The organism is Amycolatopsis vastitatis (assembly GCF_002234595.1).
GTDB classification, from domain to species: domain Bacteria; phylum Actinomycetota; class Actinomycetes; order Mycobacteriales; family Pseudonocardiaceae; genus Amycolatopsis; species Amycolatopsis vastitatis.
Map to the genome: position 1 here is coordinate 56,307 of NZ_NMUL01000018.1, position 22,098 is coordinate 78,404.

16 protein-coding genes are annotated in these 22,098 nt (G+C 70.8%); 3 read left to right on the top strand and 13 right to left on the bottom strand.

What is annotated here, in order from left to right; translation table 11 throughout:
• Positions 1–5: 5 nt before the first annotated feature.
• The 3 genes from CF165_RS20210 to CF165_RS20220 all read left to right on the top strand — a co-directional run bounded on the left by CF165_RS20210 (position 6) and on the right by CF165_RS20220 (position 3,678).
• Positions 6–1,322: a glutamate-1-semialdehyde 2,1-aminomutase gene (locus CF165_RS20210; RefSeq protein WP_093949094.1), complete on the top strand. Its 1,317-nt coding sequence runs from the start codon at positions 6–8 to the stop codon at positions 1,320–1,322.
• Positions 1,323–1,415: 93 nt separating this feature from the next.
• Positions 1,416–2,897 carry a right-handed parallel beta-helix repeat-containing protein gene (locus CF165_RS20215; RefSeq protein ID WP_240521675.1) on the top strand — a complete coding sequence of 494 codons (1,482 nt, stop codon included), beginning with the start codon at positions 1,416–1,418 and terminating at the stop codon, positions 2,895–2,897.
• 166 nt (positions 2,898–3,063) lie between these two features.
• A complete protein-coding gene (locus CF165_RS20220) occupies positions 3,064–3,678 on the top strand; it encodes an HAD family hydrolase (protein WP_158226801.1) in 615 nt (204 codons plus the stop codon).
• Here the strand turns inward: CF165_RS20220 and CF165_RS20225 are convergent.
• The 13 genes from CF165_RS20225 to CF165_RS20285 form a co-directional block, all read right to left on the bottom strand.
• Positions 3,665–4,279 carry a maleylpyruvate isomerase family mycothiol-dependent enzyme gene (locus tag CF165_RS20225; RefSeq protein WP_093949096.1) on the bottom strand — a complete coding sequence of 205 codons (615 nt, stop codon included), beginning with the start codon at positions 4,277–4,279 and terminating at the stop codon, positions 3,665–3,667. The two genes, CF165_RS20220 and CF165_RS20225, sit on opposite strands and share 14 nt — an antisense overlap.
• Positions 4,280–4,382: 103 nt before the next feature.
• Positions 4,383–5,030: a phosphatase PAP2 family protein gene (locus CF165_RS20230; RefSeq protein WP_093949097.1), complete on the bottom strand. Its 648-nt coding sequence runs from the start codon at positions 5,028–5,030 to the stop codon at positions 4,383–4,385.
• Positions 5,027–6,202 carry a glycosyltransferase family 4 protein gene (locus CF165_RS20235; protein ID WP_093949098.1) on the bottom strand — a complete coding sequence of 392 codons (1,176 nt, stop codon included), beginning with the start codon at positions 6,200–6,202 and terminating at the stop codon, positions 5,027–5,029. The genes CF165_RS20230 and CF165_RS20235 overlap by 4 nt, the downstream gene beginning before the upstream one ends.
• Positions 6,199–7,470 (bottom strand): O-antigen ligase family protein, encoded by a 1,272-nt coding sequence (locus CF165_RS20240; RefSeq protein WP_439098512.1) that lies wholly within the window; start codon positions 7,468–7,470, stop codon positions 6,199–6,201. Before CF165_RS20240 ends, CF165_RS20235 begins: the two co-directional genes overlap by 4 nt.
• 1 nt (position 7,471) lies before the next feature.
• Positions 7,472–8,998: a right-handed parallel beta-helix repeat-containing protein gene (locus CF165_RS20245; RefSeq protein WP_093949099.1), complete on the bottom strand. Its 1,527-nt coding sequence runs from the start codon at positions 8,996–8,998 to the stop codon at positions 7,472–7,474.
• Positions 8,999–9,007: 9 nt separating this feature from the next.
• Complete coding sequence (locus tag CF165_RS20250) at positions 9,008–11,143, bottom strand: heparinase II/III family protein (RefSeq protein ID WP_093949100.1); 2,136 nt, start codon at positions 11,141–11,143, stop codon at positions 9,008–9,010.
• Positions 11,140–13,317 carry a bi-domain-containing oxidoreductase gene (locus CF165_RS20255; protein WP_093949101.1) on the bottom strand — a complete coding sequence of 726 codons (2,178 nt, stop codon included), beginning with the start codon at positions 13,315–13,317 and terminating at the stop codon, positions 11,140–11,142. The genes CF165_RS20250 and CF165_RS20255 overlap by 4 nt, the downstream gene beginning before the upstream one ends.
• Positions 13,314–15,218, bottom strand: a complete 1,905-nt coding sequence (gene asnB / locus CF165_RS20260) for an asparagine synthase (glutamine-hydrolyzing) (protein ID WP_093949102.1) — start codon at positions 15,216–15,218, stop codon at positions 13,314–13,316. Before asnB ends, CF165_RS20255 begins: the two co-directional genes overlap by 4 nt.
• Positions 15,219–15,252: 34 nt before the next feature.
• Positions 15,253–17,025, bottom strand: a complete 1,773-nt coding sequence (locus CF165_RS20265) for a Wzz/FepE/Etk N-terminal domain-containing protein (RefSeq protein ID WP_093949103.1) — start codon at positions 17,023–17,025, stop codon at positions 15,253–15,255.
• Positions 17,022–18,377, bottom strand: a complete 1,356-nt coding sequence (locus CF165_RS20270) for a GumC domain-containing protein (protein WP_167441522.1) — start codon at positions 18,375–18,377, stop codon at positions 17,022–17,024. Before CF165_RS20270 ends, CF165_RS20265 begins: the two co-directional genes overlap by 4 nt.
• A 109-nt stretch (positions 18,378–18,486) precedes the next feature.
• The gene (locus tag CF165_RS20275) at positions 18,487–19,677 is read right to left on the bottom strand and encodes a glycosyltransferase family 4 protein (RefSeq protein ID WP_093949104.1); all 1,191 of its coding nucleotides are present in this window, start codon (positions 19,675–19,677) and stop codon (positions 18,487–18,489) included.
• A complete protein-coding gene (locus CF165_RS20280) occupies positions 19,658–20,974 on the bottom strand; it encodes a nucleotide sugar dehydrogenase (protein WP_093949105.1) in 1,317 nt (438 codons plus the stop codon). Before CF165_RS20280 ends, CF165_RS20275 begins: the two co-directional genes overlap by 20 nt.
• Before the next feature lie 209 nt (positions 20,975–21,183).
• Positions 21,184–21,867: a glycoside hydrolase family 75 protein gene (locus CF165_RS20285; RefSeq protein WP_093949106.1), complete on the bottom strand. Its 684-nt coding sequence runs from the start codon at positions 21,865–21,867 to the stop codon at positions 21,184–21,186.
• Between the last annotated feature and the right edge of the window lie 231 nt (positions 21,868–22,098).

The following is a 22,098-nucleotide window of genomic DNA, read 5'->3' on the forward strand; positions in this document are numbered from 1 at the left end:
ACGACATGGGAACGAACCTGCCCCGCTCCACGCAGGCGGACGAGCGGCTGCACCGGGTCATCCCCGGCGGTGCGCACACCTACGCCAAGGGCTCGGACCAGTATCCCGAAGGGATGGCCCCGGTCATCTCCCACGGCCTCGGGGGCCACGTGTGGGACGTCGACGGCAACGAGTACGTCGAGTACGGCGCGGGGCTGAGAGCGGTCAGCCTCGGCCACGCCCACCCGCGGATCCTCGACGCCGTCCGGCGGGAGATCGAGAAGGGCGGCAACTTCATCCGGCCGTCGATCATCGAGGCCGAAGCCGCCGAGCGGTTCCTCGAGAACGTGCCGACGGCCGACATGGTGAAGTTCACCAAGAACGGCTCGGACGCCACCACGGCCGCGGTCCGGCTGGCCCGCGCCGCCACCGGCCGCAAGCTCGTCGCCAAGTGCGCCGACCACGCCTTCTTCTCCACCGACGACTGGTTCATCGGCACCACGCCGATGAACGCGGGCATCCCGGACGAGACGACCGAAGCGGTGGTGTCCTTCCCGTACGGCGACCTGCAGGCCGCGGAGGAGCTGCTGCAGCGCCACGAGGGCCAGATCGCGTGCATGATCCTCGAGGCGGCCGCGGCGGTGGAACCACCGCCGGGGTACCTGCAGGGCCTGCGCGAGCTCACCACCCGGCACGGCGTCGTCCTGATCTTCGACGAGATGATCACCGGCTTCCGGTGGTCCGCCCACGGCGCCCAGGGCCTCTACGGCGTCACGCCCGACCTCTCGACGTTCGGCAAGGCCCTCGGCAACGGCTTCGCCGTCTCCGCGCTGGCCGGCAAGCGGGAGCTGATGGAGATCGGTGGCCTGCGCACCGACCGCGAACGGGTGTTCCTCCTCTCCACCACCCACGGCGCCGAGACCCACTCCCTGGCCGCCGCGATGGCGGTCATGGACGTCTACCGGGAAGAGGACGTCATCGGCCGCATGCACGCCCTCGGCGACCGGCTCGCCGCCGGCGTCCGCGAGGTGGCGGCCGGGATCGGCGTCGAAGACCACGTGGTCGTCCGCGGCCGGGCCAGCAACCTCGTCTTCGGCACCCTCGACGAACAGGGCAAGCCGTCCCAGCCCTACCGGACGCTGTTCCTGCGCGAGCTGATCAGCGGCGGCGTGCTCGGACCGTCCTTCGTGGTCAGTGCCGCACTCACCGAAGCCGACATCGACAAGACCATCGACGTCGTCGCCCAGGCCTGCACGGTGTACCGGAAGGCGCTCGACGCCCAGGACCCGACGCCGTGGATGGGCGGGCGCCCGGTGCAGCCCGTGTTCCGCAAGCACGCCTGATCCCCGCACGGGCGGGCCGGATTCACCCCATGGGTCCGATGAGGACACTTGAGGGTGACTGTTTTCCGGCCCGTTCGTGCGTAGCGTCCTGCCATGGGCAGATCTCGCGCGGTTCTCGTCGGTGCTTGCTCGCTCCTGATCGCCGTGGCGTGCCCGGCGACCGCGCGTGCCGCCGACGGGCCCGCCCCCGTGTGCGGCCACCAGCCCGCCGAGTACGAGGACCCGCCGTCCGGGGCCGTCGCCGTCGATCCGGGCGTCGACGGCGACCTCGCGGCCAAGACGGCGGCGTCCCCTCCCGGAACCACGTTCTGGCTCCGGCCCGGCACCCACACGCTCGGGAGCGACGAGTTCGGCCAGGTCGCCCCGAAGGACGGCGACGTGTACCTCGGCGCGCCGGGTGCGGTCGTCGACGGCCGCGGAGTCAACCGCGCGGCCTTCACCCAGCGGGCCCGCAACGTCCAGCTCCACGGCCTCACCGTCCGCGGGTTCGCGGCGCTGCAGGACCAGGGCGTGGTCAACCACGACTCCGGAGACGGCTGGCTCATCGAGAACACCACCATCGAGGACAACGCCGGCGCGGCGCTGATGGCCGGTGCCGGCCAGGTCGTCCGCCACAGCTGCCTGCGGAACAACGGGCAGTACGGGCTCAACGCGTACCAGGCCGGCGACGGCATCACCGGGCTCGTCCTGGAGGGCAACGAGATCACCGGCAACAACACCGGTGACTGGGAGGCCAAGGTGCCGGGCTGCGGGTGCAGCGGCGGCGCCAAGTTCTGGGCCGTGAACGGGGCCGACATCCGCGGCAACTGGGTGCACGGCAACCACGGCGCCGGCCTGTGGGCCGACACGAACAACAACGACTTCCTCGTCGAGGACAACCTTTTCGAGGCCAACGACTCCGAGGCGCTGTTCTACGAGACCAGCTACAACCTCGTGCTGCGCGGCAACACCTTCCGCGGCAACGCCCTGGTGCAGGGCCGCGCGTTCGCTTCGCGCGGCGACAACTTCCCGGTGGCGACGGTGTACCTGTCGGAATCGGGCGGCGAAGCGCGCGTGCCGGCGCGGACGTCGGCCGTCGACATCACCGGGAACACCTTCGAGGACAACTGGGCCGGGATCACGTTGTGGGAGAACGCCGACCGCTTCTGCAACAGCCCGGCGAACACGTCTTCGGGCTACTGCACCAAGGTCGCTTCGAAGTCTTCGTGCGCGGCGGGCACGATCGAGCAGCGCCCGGCGTATGACGACTGCCGCTGGAAGACGCAGCGGGTGGAGATTCACGGGAACACCTTCCGGTTCGATGCTGGACGGGTGGGCTGCGCGAGCCTGTGCGGGCGGATGGCGCTGCTGTCGAACTACGGGACCTTCCCGGATTGGTCTCCCTACAAGGGCACCGTGGTCGAGGAGGCGATCACCTTCGGCCAGGGCAACCGGTGGCACGACAACGCCTACACCGGGCCATGGACCTTCGTCGTGCATGACACCTCCAAGACGGTCGACGCTGCGGGCTGGCGGGCGGGGCCCTACTCGCAGGACGAGTGCTCTTCGTTCGACGGCGGGGTCGCCGGCTGCTGATCAGGAGCTTGCCGACGGGGTCCGACAGTTTTCACCGCGGCCCGTCTCGGCGACCGGGGATTTCCTTGCTACACAAGGGAAAAATTGCGAACGGAGAATTCCGGACGCTCCGGGTTCACCCTTTTCAGCGATGGCGTTCGCACGGGTGTTCGGTACCGTCGGAGACATGCCCCTCGTTCCCACCGCCCTCCACCGCGACGCGATCGACGTCGTCGCGTTCGACGCCATGGGCGTCCTGTACTCGAGCGCCGACGACGTCGGTGAGCTGCTCGTCCCGTACCTCCGCAGCCACGGCTGCGTGTTGGGCCGCGGCGAAATCGCCCAGCTGTACGAGGAATGCAGCCTCGGCAAGATGCCGTCCGCGGACTTCTGGACGACCGCCGGCGCTTCCGGGACATCGGACGAGCAGTACTGCCGTGCCCATCGCCTCACCGAGGGCGTGGTCGCTCTGCTCGCCGAACTCGACGCGACCGGAGTGCGGCTCGCCTGCCTGAGCAACGACGTCAGCGAGTGGTCCAAGCTGCTGCGCGATCGCTTCGGGCTCGGCGAGTACCTCACCGACTGGTTCATCAGCGGGGACATCGGAGTGCGCAAGCCCGATCCCGAGGCGTTCACCACGCTGTGCCGGCGGCTCGACGTCATCCCCGAACGGATTCTGTTCATCGACGACCGGGAGGAAAACGTCGCCGCGGCTCGCGGCGCCGGGCTTCAGGCGCTGTGGTTCGGCGCCCCTGGGCTGTCCACAATGGACGAGCTGCGGAAGGAGATCAGACCGTGGTGAAGCGCGCGCTCGGTTCTCCCCGAAGACGGCCGGCGGGCAGCCGCCGGTTGCAGAGGACGAGCAGGAGGTCCTGGGCCGCCCCGGTGATCGGTGTGCCGGTGCCGTACGACCAGTCGAGGTCGTCGGCGCGCAGAGCGACGCCGGTCAGGTCGGCGCCGAAGTACTTGATCTGCTTGGGCTTCATCGCCGCGAAGATCACCTCCAGGCGCTCCAAGGGCACCCGGCGGTCCAGCTTCAAGGCGGTCGTGATGTCCAGGCCGTGGATCACGTCGTGGCTCAGGGCCCCCTCCGCGCCGCCGCCCGGCGGCCGCCACGGGTGGTCCGCGTTGTCACGCAGCGACGCGACCAGCGCCTCGCGGGAAAGCTCCGCCGCTTCGCGGCGAGCCACCCGGTCGGCCATGACGTTGAAGCGGCCACCGGACTTCAGCAGCTCCCGCACGAACCGGCCGGTCGAGAACCGGAAGGGCATCGTCATGTGGGCGACCACCTCGGGCACGCGCCAGCCGGCGCACAAGGTCGGCGTCGCCCAGGCGGACGGCGACAGCTCGTCGAGCAGCGCGGCCAGCTCCCGCCGTTCGGCGGCGATCAGGTCCTGGATCATCGGGGTCTCCTTCGCACGTTGGTCACCCCACCGACGAACGACGACTGCCGAGACCGACAGGCTTTCCGCGCAGATCCGGAGCGGAGAACCCGGGCACCGGAACTCAGAGCCGGTCGGCGACCCGATCCACCAGCCACGCCGTCGCGGGGACCACAGCCAGCGCGGCGCAGAAACCGCCGAGGGCATCGGTCGGGTAATGCGCGCCGAGGCCCACCTCGGCCCAGCCCATGGCCACCCCGGCGACCAGCGCCAGCCCGAGAACGAGCGCCACCGCGGCCGCGCGGCCGCGCCCCAGCCGGTCGGTCAGCAGCAGGCCGATGACCAGCGCGAGCGCCGTCGCCAAGGCCGTGTGCCCGCTGGGGTAGGAGAGGAACTCGCCGTGGATGGTGCGGCCGACGATCGGCTTGAGCACGGTCGTCACGGCCACCGTGGCCAGCACACCGAGCACGGTCAGCACCGCCGTCCGGACCCGGTGGAGGAGAAAGCAGACCGCCGCGATCAGGCCGACCAGGATCACCGACCCCACCGGTTCGCCGCCGAAGTCGAAGACCAGGGCGACGTACCGCCACGGCGGCTCGACGCCGTCGATCGACGGGAGGAGCGCCGCGTCGATGCCGGTGAGGCCGGAGTCGTGGAAGTGCAGGATGCCGAGGGCGACGAGCACCGCCGTCGCCAGCGCGCCCGACATCGCCAGCGGGGCACGCAGCGCGGCCGGCAGGGCCGCGGGTGCCGTCCGGACGAGCTGTCTCACCCGTGCGCCTCGATCGCCGCTTCATACCCGGCGACCAGCCGATCCAGCCCGACCGCGGGGGTGAAGTCCTTCTCGTACCGGACGCGGGCCGCGTCGCCCATGTCGCGGTTGCGGTCGCCGGCCACCGCGCGGAGGCGGTCCGCGAGCGAGGCAGGGTCGTTCGGCACGTGCAGAAGGCCGGTGACCCCGTCGTCGACGAGTTCGGGGAAGGCGCCATGCGCTGCCGCGACCGTCGGGACGCCGGCGGCCATCGCCTCGACGACCACCAGGCCGAAGGCCTCCAGCCACGTCGACGGCGCGACCACCGCGACCGCGTCGGCGGTCAGGGCGCGGCACTCCGCCTTGTTCCGGAGGCCGACATACGAGACGTCGGAGCGTCCGGCCGCCCAGGCCGCGACCTCGTCCTGCATCGGCCCGGTACCGGCGATGACCAGTGGCACGCCCAGGGCACCGCCGAGGCGGTCCCAAGCCCGCATCAGCAGGCCGACCCCCTTCTCCTCGGTGATCCGGCCGAGGAACAGCACGTGGGACCCGTCGCCGGTGCGGCGGACACCGGGGTCGGTGACGAAGTTGTGCTTCACCGCCATCCGCTCGCCGGGCATCCCGGCCGACACGAGGAGGTCACGTTGGGCCGCCGAAATGCAGAAGAACCGCGAAACGCCCGTCCACCACCGGCGCCGGTTCGCGACCATGCTCGCCGCCATCGGCACCGTGGCCGCGCTCGAACCGCGGTAGCAACCGTGCTTCACCGCGGGCAGCGGTGAGCCGCCGACACACTCGGTGCAGATGCGGCCGTCGCGGTGGAGCGTGCCGGGTGGGCAGACCATCGTGTAGTTGTGCAGCGTCGCGACCGCGGGCACGCCCGCGTCCGCGCAGGCGGCGACCACCGAAGGTGACAGCAGCGGGAACGTGTTGTGGATGTGCACGACGTCCGGGCGCGAGGCCCGCAGCCGGGCGGCGAGCTCCTTCCGCACCGCCGGGTTCCACGGCACCATCAGCGGCACCGCGGCCTTGCGGGGCAACGGCATCGCGGCGATGTCGTCGCTGCGGCGTTCGAACAGCGACACCTTGTGGCCGCCCTCGGCGAGCAACGTCACCTCGGCGTCGACGACATTGTTCTCCCCGCTCGGCTGCTCGGACCGGTACCGGTTGTGGACCACGAGAACCTTCACGCGCCCGCACCTCGCACGTCTGCCCCCTTCGCCGGGATGAATGCTTGCTCGTCGGACTGCGGCACCCCGCGGACCAGCAGCGACGCGGCGACCGCCAGGTGCAGGAGGTATGGCGACGCGTCGCCGAGACCAGCTTCGGTATAGGAGGCAGAAACGGTGTAGGTGATCAAGAAGATCGCACACGCCCTCGCCAGCGAAGGAGGCCGCAGCACCGCGACGACGATCAGCGTCAGCAGGAACGCGGCGACCAGCCCGATCCCGACGAATCCCTGCTCGTGGTAGATCGCGAGCCAGCTGTTGTCGATCGGGAGGCCGTCGTAGGACTTGTCCGTCAGCCCGACGCCGAAGATGTACTCCGCCGTCGTCCGCGGGGCCTCGAGCAGCGCGTCCCACACCTTTGCGCGGCCGGTCAGGCTGGAGAAGTTGTCCGCACTCTGCCCACGGAGGAACCACGTCTGGAGCGCACCCGCGAGCACCACGCCGGCGACCCCGCCGACGCCGACCGTCCACGCGAACACCTTCCGCGCGCGGGCGCTGGTCAGCAGCATCGACAGGAAGGCCACCGCGAGGCCGACGATCAGGCCGAGCGTCGCCGTGCGGGTGTGCGTGAGCATCAGCAGCGCCAGCACCGGGACCACGATGACCAACGCGCTGCGCCACGTCGTGCGGCGCCCGAACCAAAGGAGGAGCGTGAGCCCGGAGATGACGGCCGCGTACTGGCCGATCTGCGGCGGGGTGAGCGGCCAGATCGCGCCCGACAGCCGGCCGCCGTAGATGTCCGGCATCGCGTTGCCCGGGGCGATCACCAGGCCGATCGCCACGGACGCGAGCACGATCGCATACGTGCGGATGTGGTAGCGGACGAAGCTGAACCCGCCGTCCCACCAGCGCGTCAGCAGCCAGAGCGTCGAGAGGAACACGGTGAGCCGGAAGCACCGGAACAACGCGCCGGCGCCCTCCTGCAGGTCGGCGCTGGACATGATGCTCGTGAGCAGCAGCAACGTGAGCAGGAGGAGGTACGCGCTCGGCCGGATCCGCAGGTGCTTGTTCAGCACCAGCGCGATCACGAACGCGGTCATCAGCGAGCCCATGGTGACGAGCTGGCTGACCGACCGCGGCAGCGGCAGGACCGTCTTCGCGCCGGTCGACCCGAGGGTGTTGAGGATCAGCAGCGCCCAGGCCAGGCCGGCCCACTTCGGGGTGGCCGACACAGGTCCGGGCGCAGCGTCGCCGCGGATGCCCGCCGGCGTTCCGGTGTGCGCGGTCATGTCAGCCCCCGCCCTGTGCGGTGTACGTGCTCCCCGTGTCCTGCGAGTACGGCGAGCCTTCCCACTCGCCGATCTCGAGGACGCGGTCGGCCGCGTAGCCGATGAACGTCCACGGGCCGGCGTAGCTGTTGTCGTGCCAGCGGTTGTCCTGCTTGAACGTGATCGCTTCCTGGACCGCGTCGCCCTTGTACGGCGACCAGTCCGGGTAGGTGCCGAAGTTCGACAGCAGGCCCATCCGGCCGCACGAGGCCTGGCAGCCGACGACCGCCGGGTCGAGGACGAACTTGTTGTCGTGGATGTCGACGTTCTGGGTCTTCCAGCGGCAGTCGGCGAGGAGCGGGCCGGTCGTGATCGCCGGGGCCGAGCACTGCTTCACGTTGCGGACCAGCCGGGTGCAGTCGCCGGAGGACGTGTTGGCCGGGCTGTTGCAGTACCGGTCGGCGTTCTCCCACAGCGTGATCCCGGACCAGTTGTTCTCCAGGTAGTTGCGGGAGATGTCGATCTTCGCGGTGCGGGCCTTGACGCGTGGCTCGCCGCCGGACTCGGAGATGTAGATCGCCGACGTCGGGAAGTTGTCACCTTTGTCGGCGTACCTGCGGCCGTCGACCCAGTTGTTCTTCCGGATGGTGTTGTCGCGGATGATCGCGTTGTAGCTGATTTCGTAGATCAGCGCGGCACTGTCGTTGTTCTCGATGAGGTTGCCCTCGATGAGGAAGTCGTTGTTGTTCGTGTCGGCCCACAGCCCGGTGCCGTGGTTGTCGTGCACCCAGTTGCCGCGCACGTCGGCGCCGTCGACCTGCCAGAACTTGATGCCGCCGCTGCAGCCGCAGCCGTCGATCTTCGCTTCCCAGTCGCCGGTGTTGTTGCCGGCGATCTCGTTGCCCTCCACGACCAGCGCGGTGAGCGGGGTGCTGCCGGAGTAGGCGTTCATCCCGTACTGGCCGTTGCGGCGCAGGCAGTTGCCGCGGACCTGCTGGCGTGCGCCCGCCATCAGCCCGGCACCGTCGTTGTCCTGGATGGTCGAGTGCTCGATCGCCCAGCCGTCGCCGGAGTCGTGGTTGACGACGCCTTCGTCGTGGGGCGCGGCGAAGCCCTGCACGGTCAGGTAGGTGATCTTGACGTTGGCCGCGTGGCCGGTGAACGCGTACTGGTTGATCTTGCGGCCGTCGACGATCGCGCCCGGGGCGCCGATGTAGACGTCGCCGTCCTTCGGCGAGACCTGGTCGTACTTGTCGCCGCCGAGGATGTGCTTGCCCGGCTTGAGCCAGAAGGTCGTGCCCGGCCCGGCCGAGCGCGTCTTCGCCGCCAGGTCGCCCGGGACCGCCGGGTCGACGACGACCGCGCCCGCCGGTGCGGCCGCCGGGCCGGCCGGCTCCTTGTCGCACACCGCCGCGACGGACCCGCTGGGGGCCGGGGTGGCCTGCGCCGGGCCGCTGTCGGTTTCCGGGCTGCCCGAGCACGCCGCAACCGTGAGGAGGACGCCGAGCAGCGGAGCGGCACGGCTGAGTCGGAAGCGGCGGGCTGTCACGGGCGGGTCCTAACTGAAGCGGAGCAAGGTGGTGAGGTGTCCGGGAGTCCCGGAGCCGACGAGGGTGGTCGAGGGTTCCTTTCGGCCGAAGCCCGCGGAGTACCAGCCGAGCGGCGGGTCGGTTTCGCCGCGGTGCGCGGTCCACGACAACTCGGGCGGCAGTTCCATGACGGCGGTGCGCACCGCTCCCCCGTCGGCGGCGAGGGAACCGGAAACGCGGCCGACGAGAGGATCGGACGCACCGGTGGCGACAGAGCCGGGCACATCGGGCACGGCAGTACCAACGGCAGCAGGGCTGGGCTCCCCCGGCACAGCAGCGCCGACGGCGGCAGGGCTTGGCACCCCCGACACAGCGCCACTGGCGACACCAGCGGCGGAACCGGGCACGCCCGTTGGGGCCGGCCAGCTGAGCCGCGCCGTGGTGCCGTCGAGCGTGACCGTGACCGACGGGCCCAGGTGGAACGCCAGGCGGCCCTCCGAGCCACCCTCGCCGAGGACCTCGTCGACGATCTTGAGCACGTTGCCGTCGAGTTCCACCGTGCGGCGGTGGGCGGCCGGGGCGTAGCCGTCGTGGGCCGCCATCCAGCGGGATGCTCCGGTGGGCGGGGTCTCGACCGCCAGGACCTTCGTCACCGCGTGCCGGGTCCACAGGAACGGGCCGCCGGACACCGACTGGTCGCGGCCGCCCAGCTCCAGTGTGTTGTGGCCGAGCGTCGACCGGAAGTACGACCGCCACTGCGGCTCGCCGTGGTAGCAGAAGGTGCCCGGGTCGGCCAGGATGTCGACGCCGTCGTGGCGGACCTCCACTGACAGCGCGTCCGCGTGGGCGTGCGCGGCGATCGACAGGAAGCCGTGCGGGCCGCCGTCACAACGCGCCCAGATGCGGCCCGACCGCAGGATCGTCATGCCCGCGTCGCGCAGGTGCGCGGGGCGCCGGCCGGGGCGGGCGCCCGAAGCACGCGAAGTCCGGGAAGCGAGCGAGGTCAGCAGGGGCGTGCGGACGTCGTCGCCCGGGACCGGCGGCCACCAGGCCGGCCGGCCGAACAGGACTTCACCGGTGGCCAGCAACGACGCCCAGCGGCCGGTTTCGAGCCCGTCGACGATCAGGCCGAAGCCGTCGTCGGCGTCGCCCTGGCGGGGCGGCCGGAGCCGATTGTCCACAATGGACGCCAGCGCGTCCGTCATCCGGAGCAGGACGTCCCACGTCGACTCGGGTACCGGTGTGCCCGCGGCGTCTGCCTCCACCGCCGCGGCGAGGCCCAGTTCCAGCACCAGGCCGTGGTACTCCGACGCCAGCTCCGCGTTCAGGCCCGACGGGAACGTGTTGCGGCCGAGCTGGGCGTCCAGCGAGCGCATCGCCGAAGCCCGCCAGCCCGCCGACTCCGGGAACCAGCCGAACGCGCACGCCGCGGCCAGCAGGCCGGCGTCCTCGGCGATGACGTGGTTGTTCGCCGACGAGCCGTGGCTGCGCAGCGTCGCCAGCCAGTTCTGGTGGTGCCACAGCTGGAGCTGGAAGTCCGGGTTGTCCTCGAACAGCTCTCCGACGCCGTCCCAGCCTTCCAGCAGGCGACGCGTCCAGACCCACGACAGCAGCCGGATGCCCAGCTCGATGCCGCTGACCCAGTGCGGTCCCCGCAGCGGCGGGTTCTCCGCCCACCACGACCGCAGGTGCGAGGCCGCCCGCGCGGCGTACGCGGGGGTCCCGGTCAGGGCGTACGCCGCGGCCAGCACCGTCAGGTGCTGGTGCCGCGACGGCTCCCAGATCTGCTTGATGTCGCCGACCGTGTCCTCCGACCGGTACGGCACGTCGAACGCATACAGCTCGGAAGGTGCGCGACGGCCCGTCTTCGGGTCGAGGAACCAGTCCGGCGACGCCATGTCCGAGCGCACCACGCCGAAGTACTCGGCGCGTCCGGCCATCAGCTCGTCCGCCGTGGCCAGGAGCCGCGAAGCCGCCTCAGCGGATACCTTGCCCACCACCCCGGCAGGCAGCACGGCCGTGAAACGCGGGTGCGCGGGCCAGAGAGGCGGCGTGGGCAGCGCGGTCCGCCACTGCCGCTGGACGACGGCGTGCCGAGCGCGGCCGACGACCTCCGCCGGCCCCATGCGGGACAGCCGGCGCAGGTACCAGCCGGGACCCATCATGCCGGGGCACCCGCCTTCCGGGGCAGATCGATCCGGACCGGCGCCGCGTTCGCCACGCTGGTCTGCGCGGCCAGCGTCGCCAGTGTCGTCGCGGCCAGCGACGCGATCGAGATCGGCATCGGCCCGCCCGTGCGCACCGCTGTCAGGAAGGCGTCGACCTCGGCGGCCTGGCCCTTGTCGCGGCCCTTCGGGATCCGCGAGCTGGCCCACTTCTTCCGGGAGTACACCGATGCGCGGACGAAGTCGTCGAACTTCAGCACCTTGCCGTCGGCTGTGAGGTCGAGGGTCTCCTTCGGGAAGCCGGACGAGCCGGTCTCGGCGTACGTGATGACCGCCGTCGAGCCGTCCGCGTAGCCGAGGGTCACCTGGAGGTCCCCGGTGGCGTACACCGAGACCGGGTCGGCGTCGAGCAGCCAGCTCACCGTGTCGATGAAGTGGCCGCCCTCGCCGGCGAACCGGGAGCCCTCGGTGGTGGTCTGGTTGTACCAGCTGCCGTGGTCGAGGCGGCCGGCGTTGACGAGGTACCGCACGGTCGCCGGGCCGACGCGGGGGCCGAACTGGCCGCGGGCCTCGTGCAGCAGCGGTGCGAAGCGGCGGTTGAAGCCGACCTGGAGCCGGTCGTTGCCGGACTCCTCGACCGCGTCGAGCACCTTCTGGAGCTCTTCGGGAGAGAGCGCCAGCGGCTTCTCGACGAACACCGTCTTGCCCGCGAGCAACGCCTGGCGGGTCAGCTCGGCGTGCGAGCTGTGCCGCGTCACCACGAACACCGCGTCGATCGAGTCGTCGCCGAGGACGTTGTCGATGTCGGTCGACGCCGAAGCGAAGCCGAACTTGCGCCGCGCGTTGGCGCCGGAGAGCGCCGACGTCGTCGCGACGTGCTCGAGCCGGACGTCGTCGCGCTCGACGAGGTGCGGCAGCAGCATCGACGACGCGTAGTTGCCCGCCCCGATGAAGCCCAGGCGCACCGGCTGCCCGGCCGGCAGCGGCGCGGCCTCGTGCTCGACCAGCCCGACCCGCGCGGACGTGACCACCGGCTCCGTCCGGGCGACCGCGTCCGGGTAGCGGAACAGCACCGCCACCGCCTTGAGCGACCCCTCGTTCAGCGCCTGGTACGTCGAAACCGCGTCCGAGAAGTCCGAGACGTGCGTGATCAGCGGGTCGACGTCGAGGCGGTCGCGCGCGATCAGGTCGAGGACGCACTCGAGGTTGCGGCGCTCGGTCCAGCGGACCTGGCCGATCGGGTAGTCACGGCCTTCCAGCTCGTACGACGGGTCGTAGCGGCCCGGGCCGTACGACCGGGAGAACCGGACGTCCAGTTCCTTCTCGTAGTAGGCGTTCCACGGCAGGTCGAGCTTGCACTTGCCGATGTCGATCACGCGGCCGCGGTCGCGTGACAGCTTCGCCGCCAGCTCGACCGGGTCGTTCGTGTTGCCGCCGGCCGCCAGGTACGTCTGGTCGACGCCCGCGCCGTGCGTCAGCTCGTCCACCGCGGTGTCGACGATGCCGGACGCCGGGTGCGCGCAGGTCAGCGCGCCGAGGCTCTCGGCGAGCTTGCAGCGCTCCGGGTCGGGGTCGACGCCGACGACGCGCACGCCGGACGACGTCAGCAGCTGCACCACGAGCTGGCCGATCAGGCCGAGGCCGATGACCAGGGCAACGTCGCCGATCTGCGGCTCGCCGCGGCGGACGCCCTGCATGGCGATCGACCCGACGGTGCCGAACGCCGCGTGCCGCGGGTCGACGCCGGCCGGGACGCGGGAGTAGAGGTTCTTCGGCACCCAGTTCAGCTCGGAGTGCAGCGCGTGCTCGTTGCCCGCGCAGGCCACGAGGTCACCCACCGCCACGTCGGTGATGCCGTCGCCGACCTGCTCGACGATGCCGCACAGCGAGTAGCCGAGCGGGGTGTAGGAGTCCAGTTTGGACGTCACCTTGCGGTAGGTCGCCGAAAGGCCGTTGGTGGCGACGCTCTGCATCACCTTCGCCACCTGGTCCGGCCGCGCCTTGGCCTTGCCCACCAGGGACAGGCTGGCCTCGGACACCTTCATCATCTCGGTGCCGGTGGAGATCAGCGAGTACACCGTCCGCACCAGGACGCCGCCGGGCTTGCAAGCCGGCTCCGGTACCTCCAGCAGTGCCAGTTCACCGCTCTTGTAGTTCTGGACGACCTGCTTCACTTCGCTCCCGCCATCGCGTTCCGGTACCAATATTCAAGAGTCAGGACGTGCCAGAGGTGCTTGCCGCGGTCTTCCTGGCCGGCGGCGTCCTCGGCGACCATGCGCTGCAGTGCCTCACGCTGCAGGAGGCCGGACGAAACGAGCACGCCGTCGTTGACGACTTCGCGCACCAGCGGTGCCAGGTCGCGGCTCATCCAGGCCCGCAGCGGCGCGCTGAACAGGCCCTTCGGCCGGTGCACGATCTCGCTGGGCAGGATGTTCAAAGCCGCGTTTTTCAAAGCCATCTTCCCGGCGCGGCCGACGATCTTCTTGTTCCCCGGGATCTTGAACGCCGCCCGTACGACCTCGACGTCGACGAACGGCGTGCGCACCTCGGTCGACGCCGCCATGGTCGAGCGGTCGGTGTAGGTCAGGTTCAGCCCCGGCAGGAACATCCGCGAGTCGGCCAGGCACATCCGGTTGACGAAGTCGTCCAAAGCCTGGTCGTTGTAGGTGTCCGCGTGCTCGGTCAGAACGGAGTCGACGTCCGCCGCGAGGTCCGGGTTCACCAGGTCGAGCAGCTCGGTCCGGTCGTACATCGTGTAGCTGCGCCGGAACGCCGTCTCCTCGGGCAGGCCCGCGAAGGACAGGAACCGCTTGGCGAACCGCACCGACCGGTACCCGCGCTTGGCCGACGCCACCGGCAGCCGGTCCACAATGGACTCCACGGGACGCCGGACCGCGCCCGGCACCTTGTGGTAGCGCAGGGCGATCAGGTTCGCGAGGTGCTTGCGGTAGCCGGCGAACAGCTCGTCGGCGCCCATCCCGGACAGCATCACCTTGACGCCGGCCTCGCGCGCGGCCGAGCAGATCAGGAACGAGTTGATCGCCGCCGGGTCGCCGATCGGCTCGTCGAGGTGGTAGGTCATCTTCGGCAGCAGATCGAGCACCTGCGGCGCGATCTCGATCTCGTGCAGGTCGACGCCGAACTGCTGCGCCACGATCCGGGCGTACTTCAGGTCGTCCGGCATCGCCTCGAACTTGGCGTCCTCGGCCCGGAAGCCGATGGTGTAGGCCGAAATCCCGGGCTGCGAACGCGCGGCCAGCGCCGTCAGGTAGCTGGAGTCCAGCCCGCCCGAGAGGAACGTCGCGACCGGGACGTCCGAGAGCAGGTGCTTGGCCGTCGACTCGGCGATCACCTCGTGCAGGTCGACCTCGCCGTCGAACGCCGCGCCCTCCTCGGCGACCTCCCGCAGCGACCAGAAGCGGCCGCGGTCGACCTGGCCGTCCGGGCGGCAGCGCAGCCACGTGCCCGGCTGCAGCTTCTCCGCGCCCTGGTAGGCGCACCGGCTGTCCGGCACCCAGTAGTAGAGCAGCGACGCGATCAACGCGGCGTTGTCGACCTGCAGCGACCCGCCGAGCTCCCCAGCGAGGGCCTTCAGCTCGGACGCGAACGCGACCCCGCCGGCGCGTTGCACGAAGAACAGCGGCTTGATGCCCAGCTGGTCGCGGACCAGGAACAGTTCGCCGGTGCCCTCTTCGAACAGCGCGAAGGCGAACATCCCGCGCAGCTTGGGCAGGCAGTCCGTGCCCCAGCGCCGCCACGCCTGCAGCAGCACCTCGGTGTCGGACGTGCCGCGGAAGCGCACGCCCGCCGCGGAAAGCTCGGCCCGCAGCTCGGGCGCGTTGTACAGCTCGCCGTTGTAGCTCAGCGCCAAGCCGTCGAGGGCCATCGGCTGGGCGCCGGTCTCGGACAGGTCGATGATCGAGAGGCGCCGGTGGCCGAGGTGCACCGAGCCGGCGCCGACGGCGTGGTCGTAGCGGCCCGAGCCGTCCGGCCCGCGGTGGGCCAGCGTCTTGGTCAGCCGGTCGGTGAGCGGCCCGCCGTCCGGCCAGAGGTAGGTGCCTGCGATGCCGCACATCTCGAGTGGATTCCCCTTCAGGTTGCCGCGGGGGTCAGGAGACCTCCGCGCTCTTTTCGGACTCGAGCTCGGCGTTCAGTTCGCCTTTGTGCGTCGGCTCGGCGTCGTCGCGCTTGAACGGCGTCGGGCGCTTCGGCGGCTTGACCGGAGCGAACTTCCTCGTCGGCGCGTTCAGGTGGTCGGGAACGCCGACCGTGCCGGGCGGCGGCAGCGGCGCGGCCGGCGGCCTCGGGGTGGCGAGGGCGGGCGGGACCACCGGCCGGACCGGGGTGAACCGCCGCGTCGGCGGCTCCGCCACGGCGACGCGCTCGGCGATGCGGGCCACCAGCTCGTCCATCCGGTCTTCGTGCGCGGCCGGGGCGGCCTGCACCGCGGGTGCCTGCTTGGCCCGGCCGCGCAACGCCGTGTGCAGGCCGTCCCACAGCGTGCCGTCGGACTTGTCGCGCGGGTCCGGGTCGACCAGGACGATGCCGATGACCGGGATGCGCTGGTCGGCGAGCTGACGGGCGACGGTGTGCAGCCACAGCGTGTTCGCGTGCCCGGCCTTGACGACCAGCACGGTTTCCGGGCCGAGGTGCTCCAGGTCGGTCCACGCCGTGCCCGGCGAAACCGTGCCGACGCCGATCCGGTGCTCCCCGGGTTCGGGCCCGGGGTCGCCGGCGCCGATCACGACGACCTCGCTGTGCGTCTCGGCCGCGAGCTTGCGGACCTCCTCGCCGGGCAGGTCGTCGACGACGCTCGCGCGGCCGTCCGCGGCCAGCTCCCCGGCGACGTCGAGGGCGAGCGCGGCGGCGACCTTCGGCGCCCCGAGCTCCAGCAGCGACACCTCGCGCGAGTCGTTCTTGATCGCGCGGACCAGGGTCGTCGCGACGCGCTGGCGTTCGGAGACGGCGCGGGAGCGGCGCCACAGCCGGGCCGGGCCCCGGGGCTTCGACGGCAGCTGGGCGAGCACGGACGCGCCGAGGTGGGTGGAGATTTCGCGGCGCAGCACCGGCCGGTCGCGCGACACCGCGCCGACGGCGACGAGCGCGAGCCCGAGGGCCAGGCCGAGGGCGAACCCGACGCCGGCGTCGGTCGCGGTGGTCTTCAGGAACGCCTTCGGAAGGAGCCGGGCCGCGTCGACGACCTGGGTGCCCGCGGCGACCTGCGGGCTGCCGATGCCGGCCTGCTGGGCGCGGGAGTCGAAGTCGGAGATCTGCGACGCGAGCGCGGCGCGGCGGCCGTAGAGGCCTTCGAGGGTGCTGGCGTTCGCATTGCGGCCCTTGGCGGTCTCGTCGGAGATCTGCTGGTCGACCTTGGCCAGCTCGTCCTGCGCGTTCTTGCGCTGGTCGAGGATGGCCTTGGACTGCGCGGCCGCGGCGGCCTGGCTGCGCTGCACGTGGTCGGCGATGAACACCTCGGCCAGCGCCCTGGCCTGCGCGACGGCGTCGTCGCCGTTCTTGGCCTTGACGGTGATCTGCAGGACGTTGTTCGTCAGGCCGAGCCCCGCGTAGTTCTTCATGAAGTCTTCGGGCGCTTGCGTGCTGCCCAGCTTCTTCAGCGCGCCTTCGGCGATCTGCGTCGTCTGCAGCACCGCGACGTCGGTGCGGATCAGCGTGCCGCTGTCGGTCGGCGAGTCGTCCTGGTGGACGACGATCACCTTGGTGACCGCGGTCGGCGAGGCCGGCAGCAGGACCGCGACAGCCGCGCCCGCGATCAGCCCGAGCAGCGCCGTGGCCAGCCAGAAGCGCTTGCGACGGCGGATCGTGACGAACAGGCGCTGGAGGTCGAAGAGGGGGGCCGCCGGGGTTTCCGAAGGAGTCGTCACGCCGAACCTGCCAGGGCTTTCTCGGGGGCTTCCGCCGCGGGTTCGGTGACCGGGCCGGCCGGCCGGACGGGGTGGGTGAGGACGGCGCCGACGATCTCCTGGCCCGCGTCGGAACAGGCTTCGGCGAGCCGGACGAGCTGCCACGCGGTGCGGGTGCCGGTGCCGAGGACCACCAGGACCCCGGAGTCCGGTCCGGCGTCCGGCACGGTCGGCCGCTCGGCCGAGAACTCGAAGACCCGCAGCGGCAGGGACATCCGGTCGGCCAGCTCGGCGAGCTGTGCGGCGGCCAGGCGGCCCGTCTCGTCGTCGTCGGCCACCAGCAGCAGGACGTCGGCGGGGCCGGTGGCCAGCCGGGCGAGCACCCGGCGGTAGCGGATATTGCGGTTGACCTCGTCGGCCGACGTCGCGACCGGCGGCAGCACCCACGGCCGGTCGCCGCCGAGGAGCCGTCGCACCTTGCCCGTGAAGCCGGTCGCCGGGAGGCGGTCGCCCTCCGGGGTCGTGACGTCGACACCGGCGAGGATCGGCGAGCCGAGCGCGGACGCGATCTCGGGCTCGCCCCGCAGGCGCCGGTCGGCGCGGGCGGCGAACAGGTGGCCGAACACGCCGGCGAGGAAGAACAGCAGCGCGCCGCCCGCGGCCAGCTGGACCATCGTCGGGGCGGCCGGCCCGGCCGGGCGCTCGGAGCTGCCCAGCACGACGGTGTTGCCGATGCCGGTCGCGAGGTCCGCCTGGTTGAGGTCGTTGATGGCCTGCTCCAGCGACGTCCGGAGGCCTTCGAGCTGGGTGCGGACCTGGACGCTCTCCACGGTCAGGTCGCCGCCCACGTTCTTGGCGAGCTCGCTGATCTTGTCCGTGGTCAGCTTGACCTGGTTGCGCAGCGACTCGCGCTGCTCCTGGGCCAGCTGCACCGACGCGTCGGCGGAGTTGCTGGCCAGCTGCCCGGAGTACTTGACGAACTGCTGCGCGACCTGGTCGGCGAGCTGCTGGGCGTGCTCGGCGGTGTCGGCGGAGACGGTGAGCGTCACGACGTTGCCGTTCGACACCGACGCGGTGACCTTCTTCTGCAGGTCGGCGCCGCTCGGGTGCCACGGCAGGACGGCGGCCGCGCGGTCGAGGACGACCGAGCTGGTCGCGACCTGGGCCTGGGTGAGCAGCTCGTCGGCCTGCCGCGGTCCCTGGAGGAGCACGTTCGAGGTCGTCTTGTAGCCGGGCGAAACCAGGATCGACGCCGCAGCGCCGATCACCGCGCCCAGCACGGCGAGGGCGGCCAGGAGCCGCCATCGTCGTCTCAGGACCTGCCCGATCAGGGCCAGGCGCACCGTGTCGTCAGTCAACGGCGGGATCTCCATTCCTGAGCCGGGTACGCCGAACGGGTTCAGTTGATCGGCCGGTTACCGGAGTCGTCGCCGGACCGGGAGCAATGGTTACAAGTCCGGTGACTTCTTGACCTAACGGCGATCAGGGCTTCACAGCGTGCTCATACGCGGCGAGGAGAGCCTTCGCCGAGTTCTCCCAGGAAAGCGCACCCGCCACCCTGGCCTGGCCGAGCTTACCCATCCGGACCCGCTCCTCGGGGTCGTCGAGCAGCTGGGCGACGAGCTTCGCGAACGCCGATTCGTCGTTCGCCGGGGCGTAGACGGCGGCGTCGCCCGCGGACACCCGCGCCTCGCGCAGCTCGAACGAGACGATCGGCTTGCTCATCGCCATGTACTCCATGACCTTGTTCATCGTGGAGACGTCGTTGAGCGGGTTGAGCGGGTCCGGCGACAGGCAGACGTCGGCGGTGGAGAGGTAGCGGACGAGGTCCTCGTCCGGGATCCGGCCGGTGAACTCGACCTGGTTGCCGAGCCCGAGCTTCGCCGAGAGCGCCACCATGTCGTCGAAGGCGTCGCCGGAGCCTACGAACACCGCGTGCCAGTCGGTGCGGCCGATGTCGTCCCGCAGCTTCGCGAGCGCGCGCAGGGCGTAGTCGACGCCGTCCTGGGGGCCCATCACGCCGAGGTAGGCGAGCATGAAGGGCTTCCCCTTCTTGAGCTCGGGCTCGGCGGGCACCTCCTTGAACCGCTCGACGACCGGGGCGCTGCGCACCACGAAGACGTCCTCGGGCCGCTTGCCGCCGCGGATCCGGGCGACCTGCTTGTAGCTCTCGTTCGTCGAGATCACGACGTCGGCGGCGCGGTAGGTGGCGCGTTCGAGCGCGCAGACCCCGCGGTAGAGGAGGTCCTGCCCGCGGTCGAACCGCGACAGGTACAGCTCCGGGCACAGGTCGTGCTGGTCGAAGATGAACTTCGCGCCGTGGCGCTTCAGGTACTTCGCGACCAGGTACAGAAGGTCCGGCGGGTTGCAGGCATGGACGACGTCGACCGGCCCGACCTTCCGGGCCAGTTTCAGCGTGTGCCACAGCGCGCTGCCGTACTCCTGCAGGTAGCCGGCGGGCCCGCCGGTCGCCGCCGTGAGCGGGTACCGGTGGATGTGGACGCCGTCGATCACGGCTTCGGCTTCGGTGTCGCGTTTCGTGCCCTGCGGGCAGATCACGTGGACTTCCCACCCGGCGTCGCGCAGGGTCGTGGACTCCTGCCAGACCCGCCGGTCGAAGGGAACGGAAAGATTCTCGACAAGGATGAGCGCTTTACCAGGCAAGGCCGGCATATCCCTCTTCAAGGCGACGCTCGGCGGCGTCGGGCAGGCGGACGAGGTCGACGAGCACCCGGTCGCCACCGTGCGGCAGGGCCGCCAGCACGTCCGGGTCCTTGCAGCCGACGATGAGGACGTCGGCGTGGTCCATGACTTCTCCGACGGACCCGGCCAGCAGCTGGCCCAGGTGCGGCAGCCTGCCCTCGATGTACTCGCGGTTGGCCCCCATCAGCCTCGAGAGACTGACGTTCGCGTCGTAGATCTTGAGGTCGTAGCCCTTGCCGAGCAGCTTCTCGGCCAGCTCGACCAGCGGCGACTCGCGCAGGTCGTCGGTGCCCGGCTTGAACGACAGCCCGAACAGCCCGACCTTGCGCTTGCCGGTGCGCGCGACCAGGTCGAACGCGCGCTGCAGGTGCTCGTCGTTGGACGCGAGCACGTGGGAGAGGATCGGCACCTTCACGTCGGCGCGGTGCGCGGCGTAGACCAGCCCGCGCAGGTCCTTCGGCAGGCAGGAGCCGCCGAAGGCGAACCCGGGCCTGAGGTAGGCCGGGCTGATGTTGAGCTTGGTGTCGGCGAGGAAGACGTCGATCACCTGGTGCGAGTCGAGGCCGAGCGCCCGGCAGACCGAACCGAGCTCGTTCGCGAACCCGATCTTCAGACCGTGGAAGGAGTTGTCGGCGTACTTCGTCATCTCCGCGACCGGGATCGGCACGCGGAAGACGGGGCCGGGCAGGCCCTCGTACAGCGCCGCGACGGCGTCACCGCTGGCGGTGTCGATCTCGCCGATCACGGTCTTCGGCGGGTCGAAGAAGTCGCGGACGCTGGTGCCCTCGCGCAGGAACTCGGGGTTCACCGCGACGCCGAAGTCGACACCGGCCGTGCAGCCCGACGCCTTCTCCAGGATCGGGATCAGCAGGTCGAGGCAGGTGCCGGGCAGCATCGTGCTGCGGAAGACGACGGTGTGCCGTTCGGTCTTCCGCGCGATCGCCTCGCCGATCTCCTCGGCGACGCGCTCGAGGTAGACCGTGGAGAGGCTGCCGTTCGGCGCCGACGGCGTGCCGACGCAGACCAGGGAGATCTCGCTGTCGGCGACGGCCTCCGCGACGTCGGTCGTGGCTCTCAGCGCCCCGCTCGCGACGACTTCGGCGGTCAGCTCGCCGATCCGCTCCTCGACCACCGGGGCGTTGCCCTGGGTGATGAGGTCGATCTTGACCGGGTTGACGTCCACGCCGACCACCCGGTGCCCCTGCCCCGCCAGGCACGCGGCGGAAACACAGCCGACGTAACCGAGCCCGAAGACACTGATCTTCACGCCAAACCTCCGCTATTTCCGCGCGACCCTCAAGTTGGTCGGCGGGCACCCCTGGATCGTTACCGCGACGGCGGCGAACGGGGGAAAGCGTGAAACGGCAGTGAGGCGCAAGGGTTTCGGGTGAGAATCGCGTCTCGATTTCACCCATGATCCGGCGGCGAACCGTGGGTAAGAACCATGATTCGCCGCCGGATCGTCAGCAGGTCGCGTCAGTTGTTGTTCACGAAGGTGGTGGCGAGGCTCTGGCCCTTGCTCACCGCGTTGGAGTGGTTCTCGATCGGCGAGACCGTCGAGTTCTTGAAGCAGATGTACGTCACGCCGGAGTCGGTGCCGCCGTTGGACGGGTCGGGGTTGATGCCGAGGTCCTTCGCCGTGGCGTAGGAGGCTTCGCCGATGATCTGCGTCGGGCCGGTGTCGCCGATGACCGCGTACTCGACCTTGCCGTTGTAGATCACCGCACAGGAGCCGCCGCCCTTGAGGCCGGACGAGGAGTACTTCCAGATGCTGCTGGAGCTCGGCACGACGATGTAGGGCAGCTTCGCGGCGTTGAGCGGCTTGCCGTCGGACTGGTGGAACGCCGTGTCGTCCTGGTAGCAGCAGTCGGTGTTCTCGTTGCACTGCGAGGTGCGCTGGCCGTCGCAGTCGATGTCCATGTCGGCTTTCCAGAAGACCGCGCCGTTGGCGTCGCAGACGGCGACCGTCTTGCCCGAGGCGTCTTCGTCGGTCTTGTACTTGCCGTTCGAGATCTGCTTGCAGCCGGTGGTCTTGGCGAGCAGCTGGGCGGCGGTCGGGGCGGCCGCCACGGTGGCCGGGGCCGGTGACGCCGAGGCGAGGGCCGACGGCGTCACGGCCGCGGTCAGCGCCAGCGTCGCGAGCAGGATCAGTTTCCGCATTCCTGGTTGCTCCCTTAGTTAGGAAACTTTCCTTACAGCGGCGGGGCACCAGGATGCACCCCCGGCCGGAGGAGGTTCAAGACCCGAAGGTCCGGGAATTTCCCATCATGCGGCCGGATTTGACGAAAACCCTGCTCACCGGCACCGGGACGGGCAGACCGTGTGCCGTTGACCGGGACGGGCTGCCGTGCCGCGCAAGCGTCGTGAGTGTTTAGGCGGGTTAGAACACGC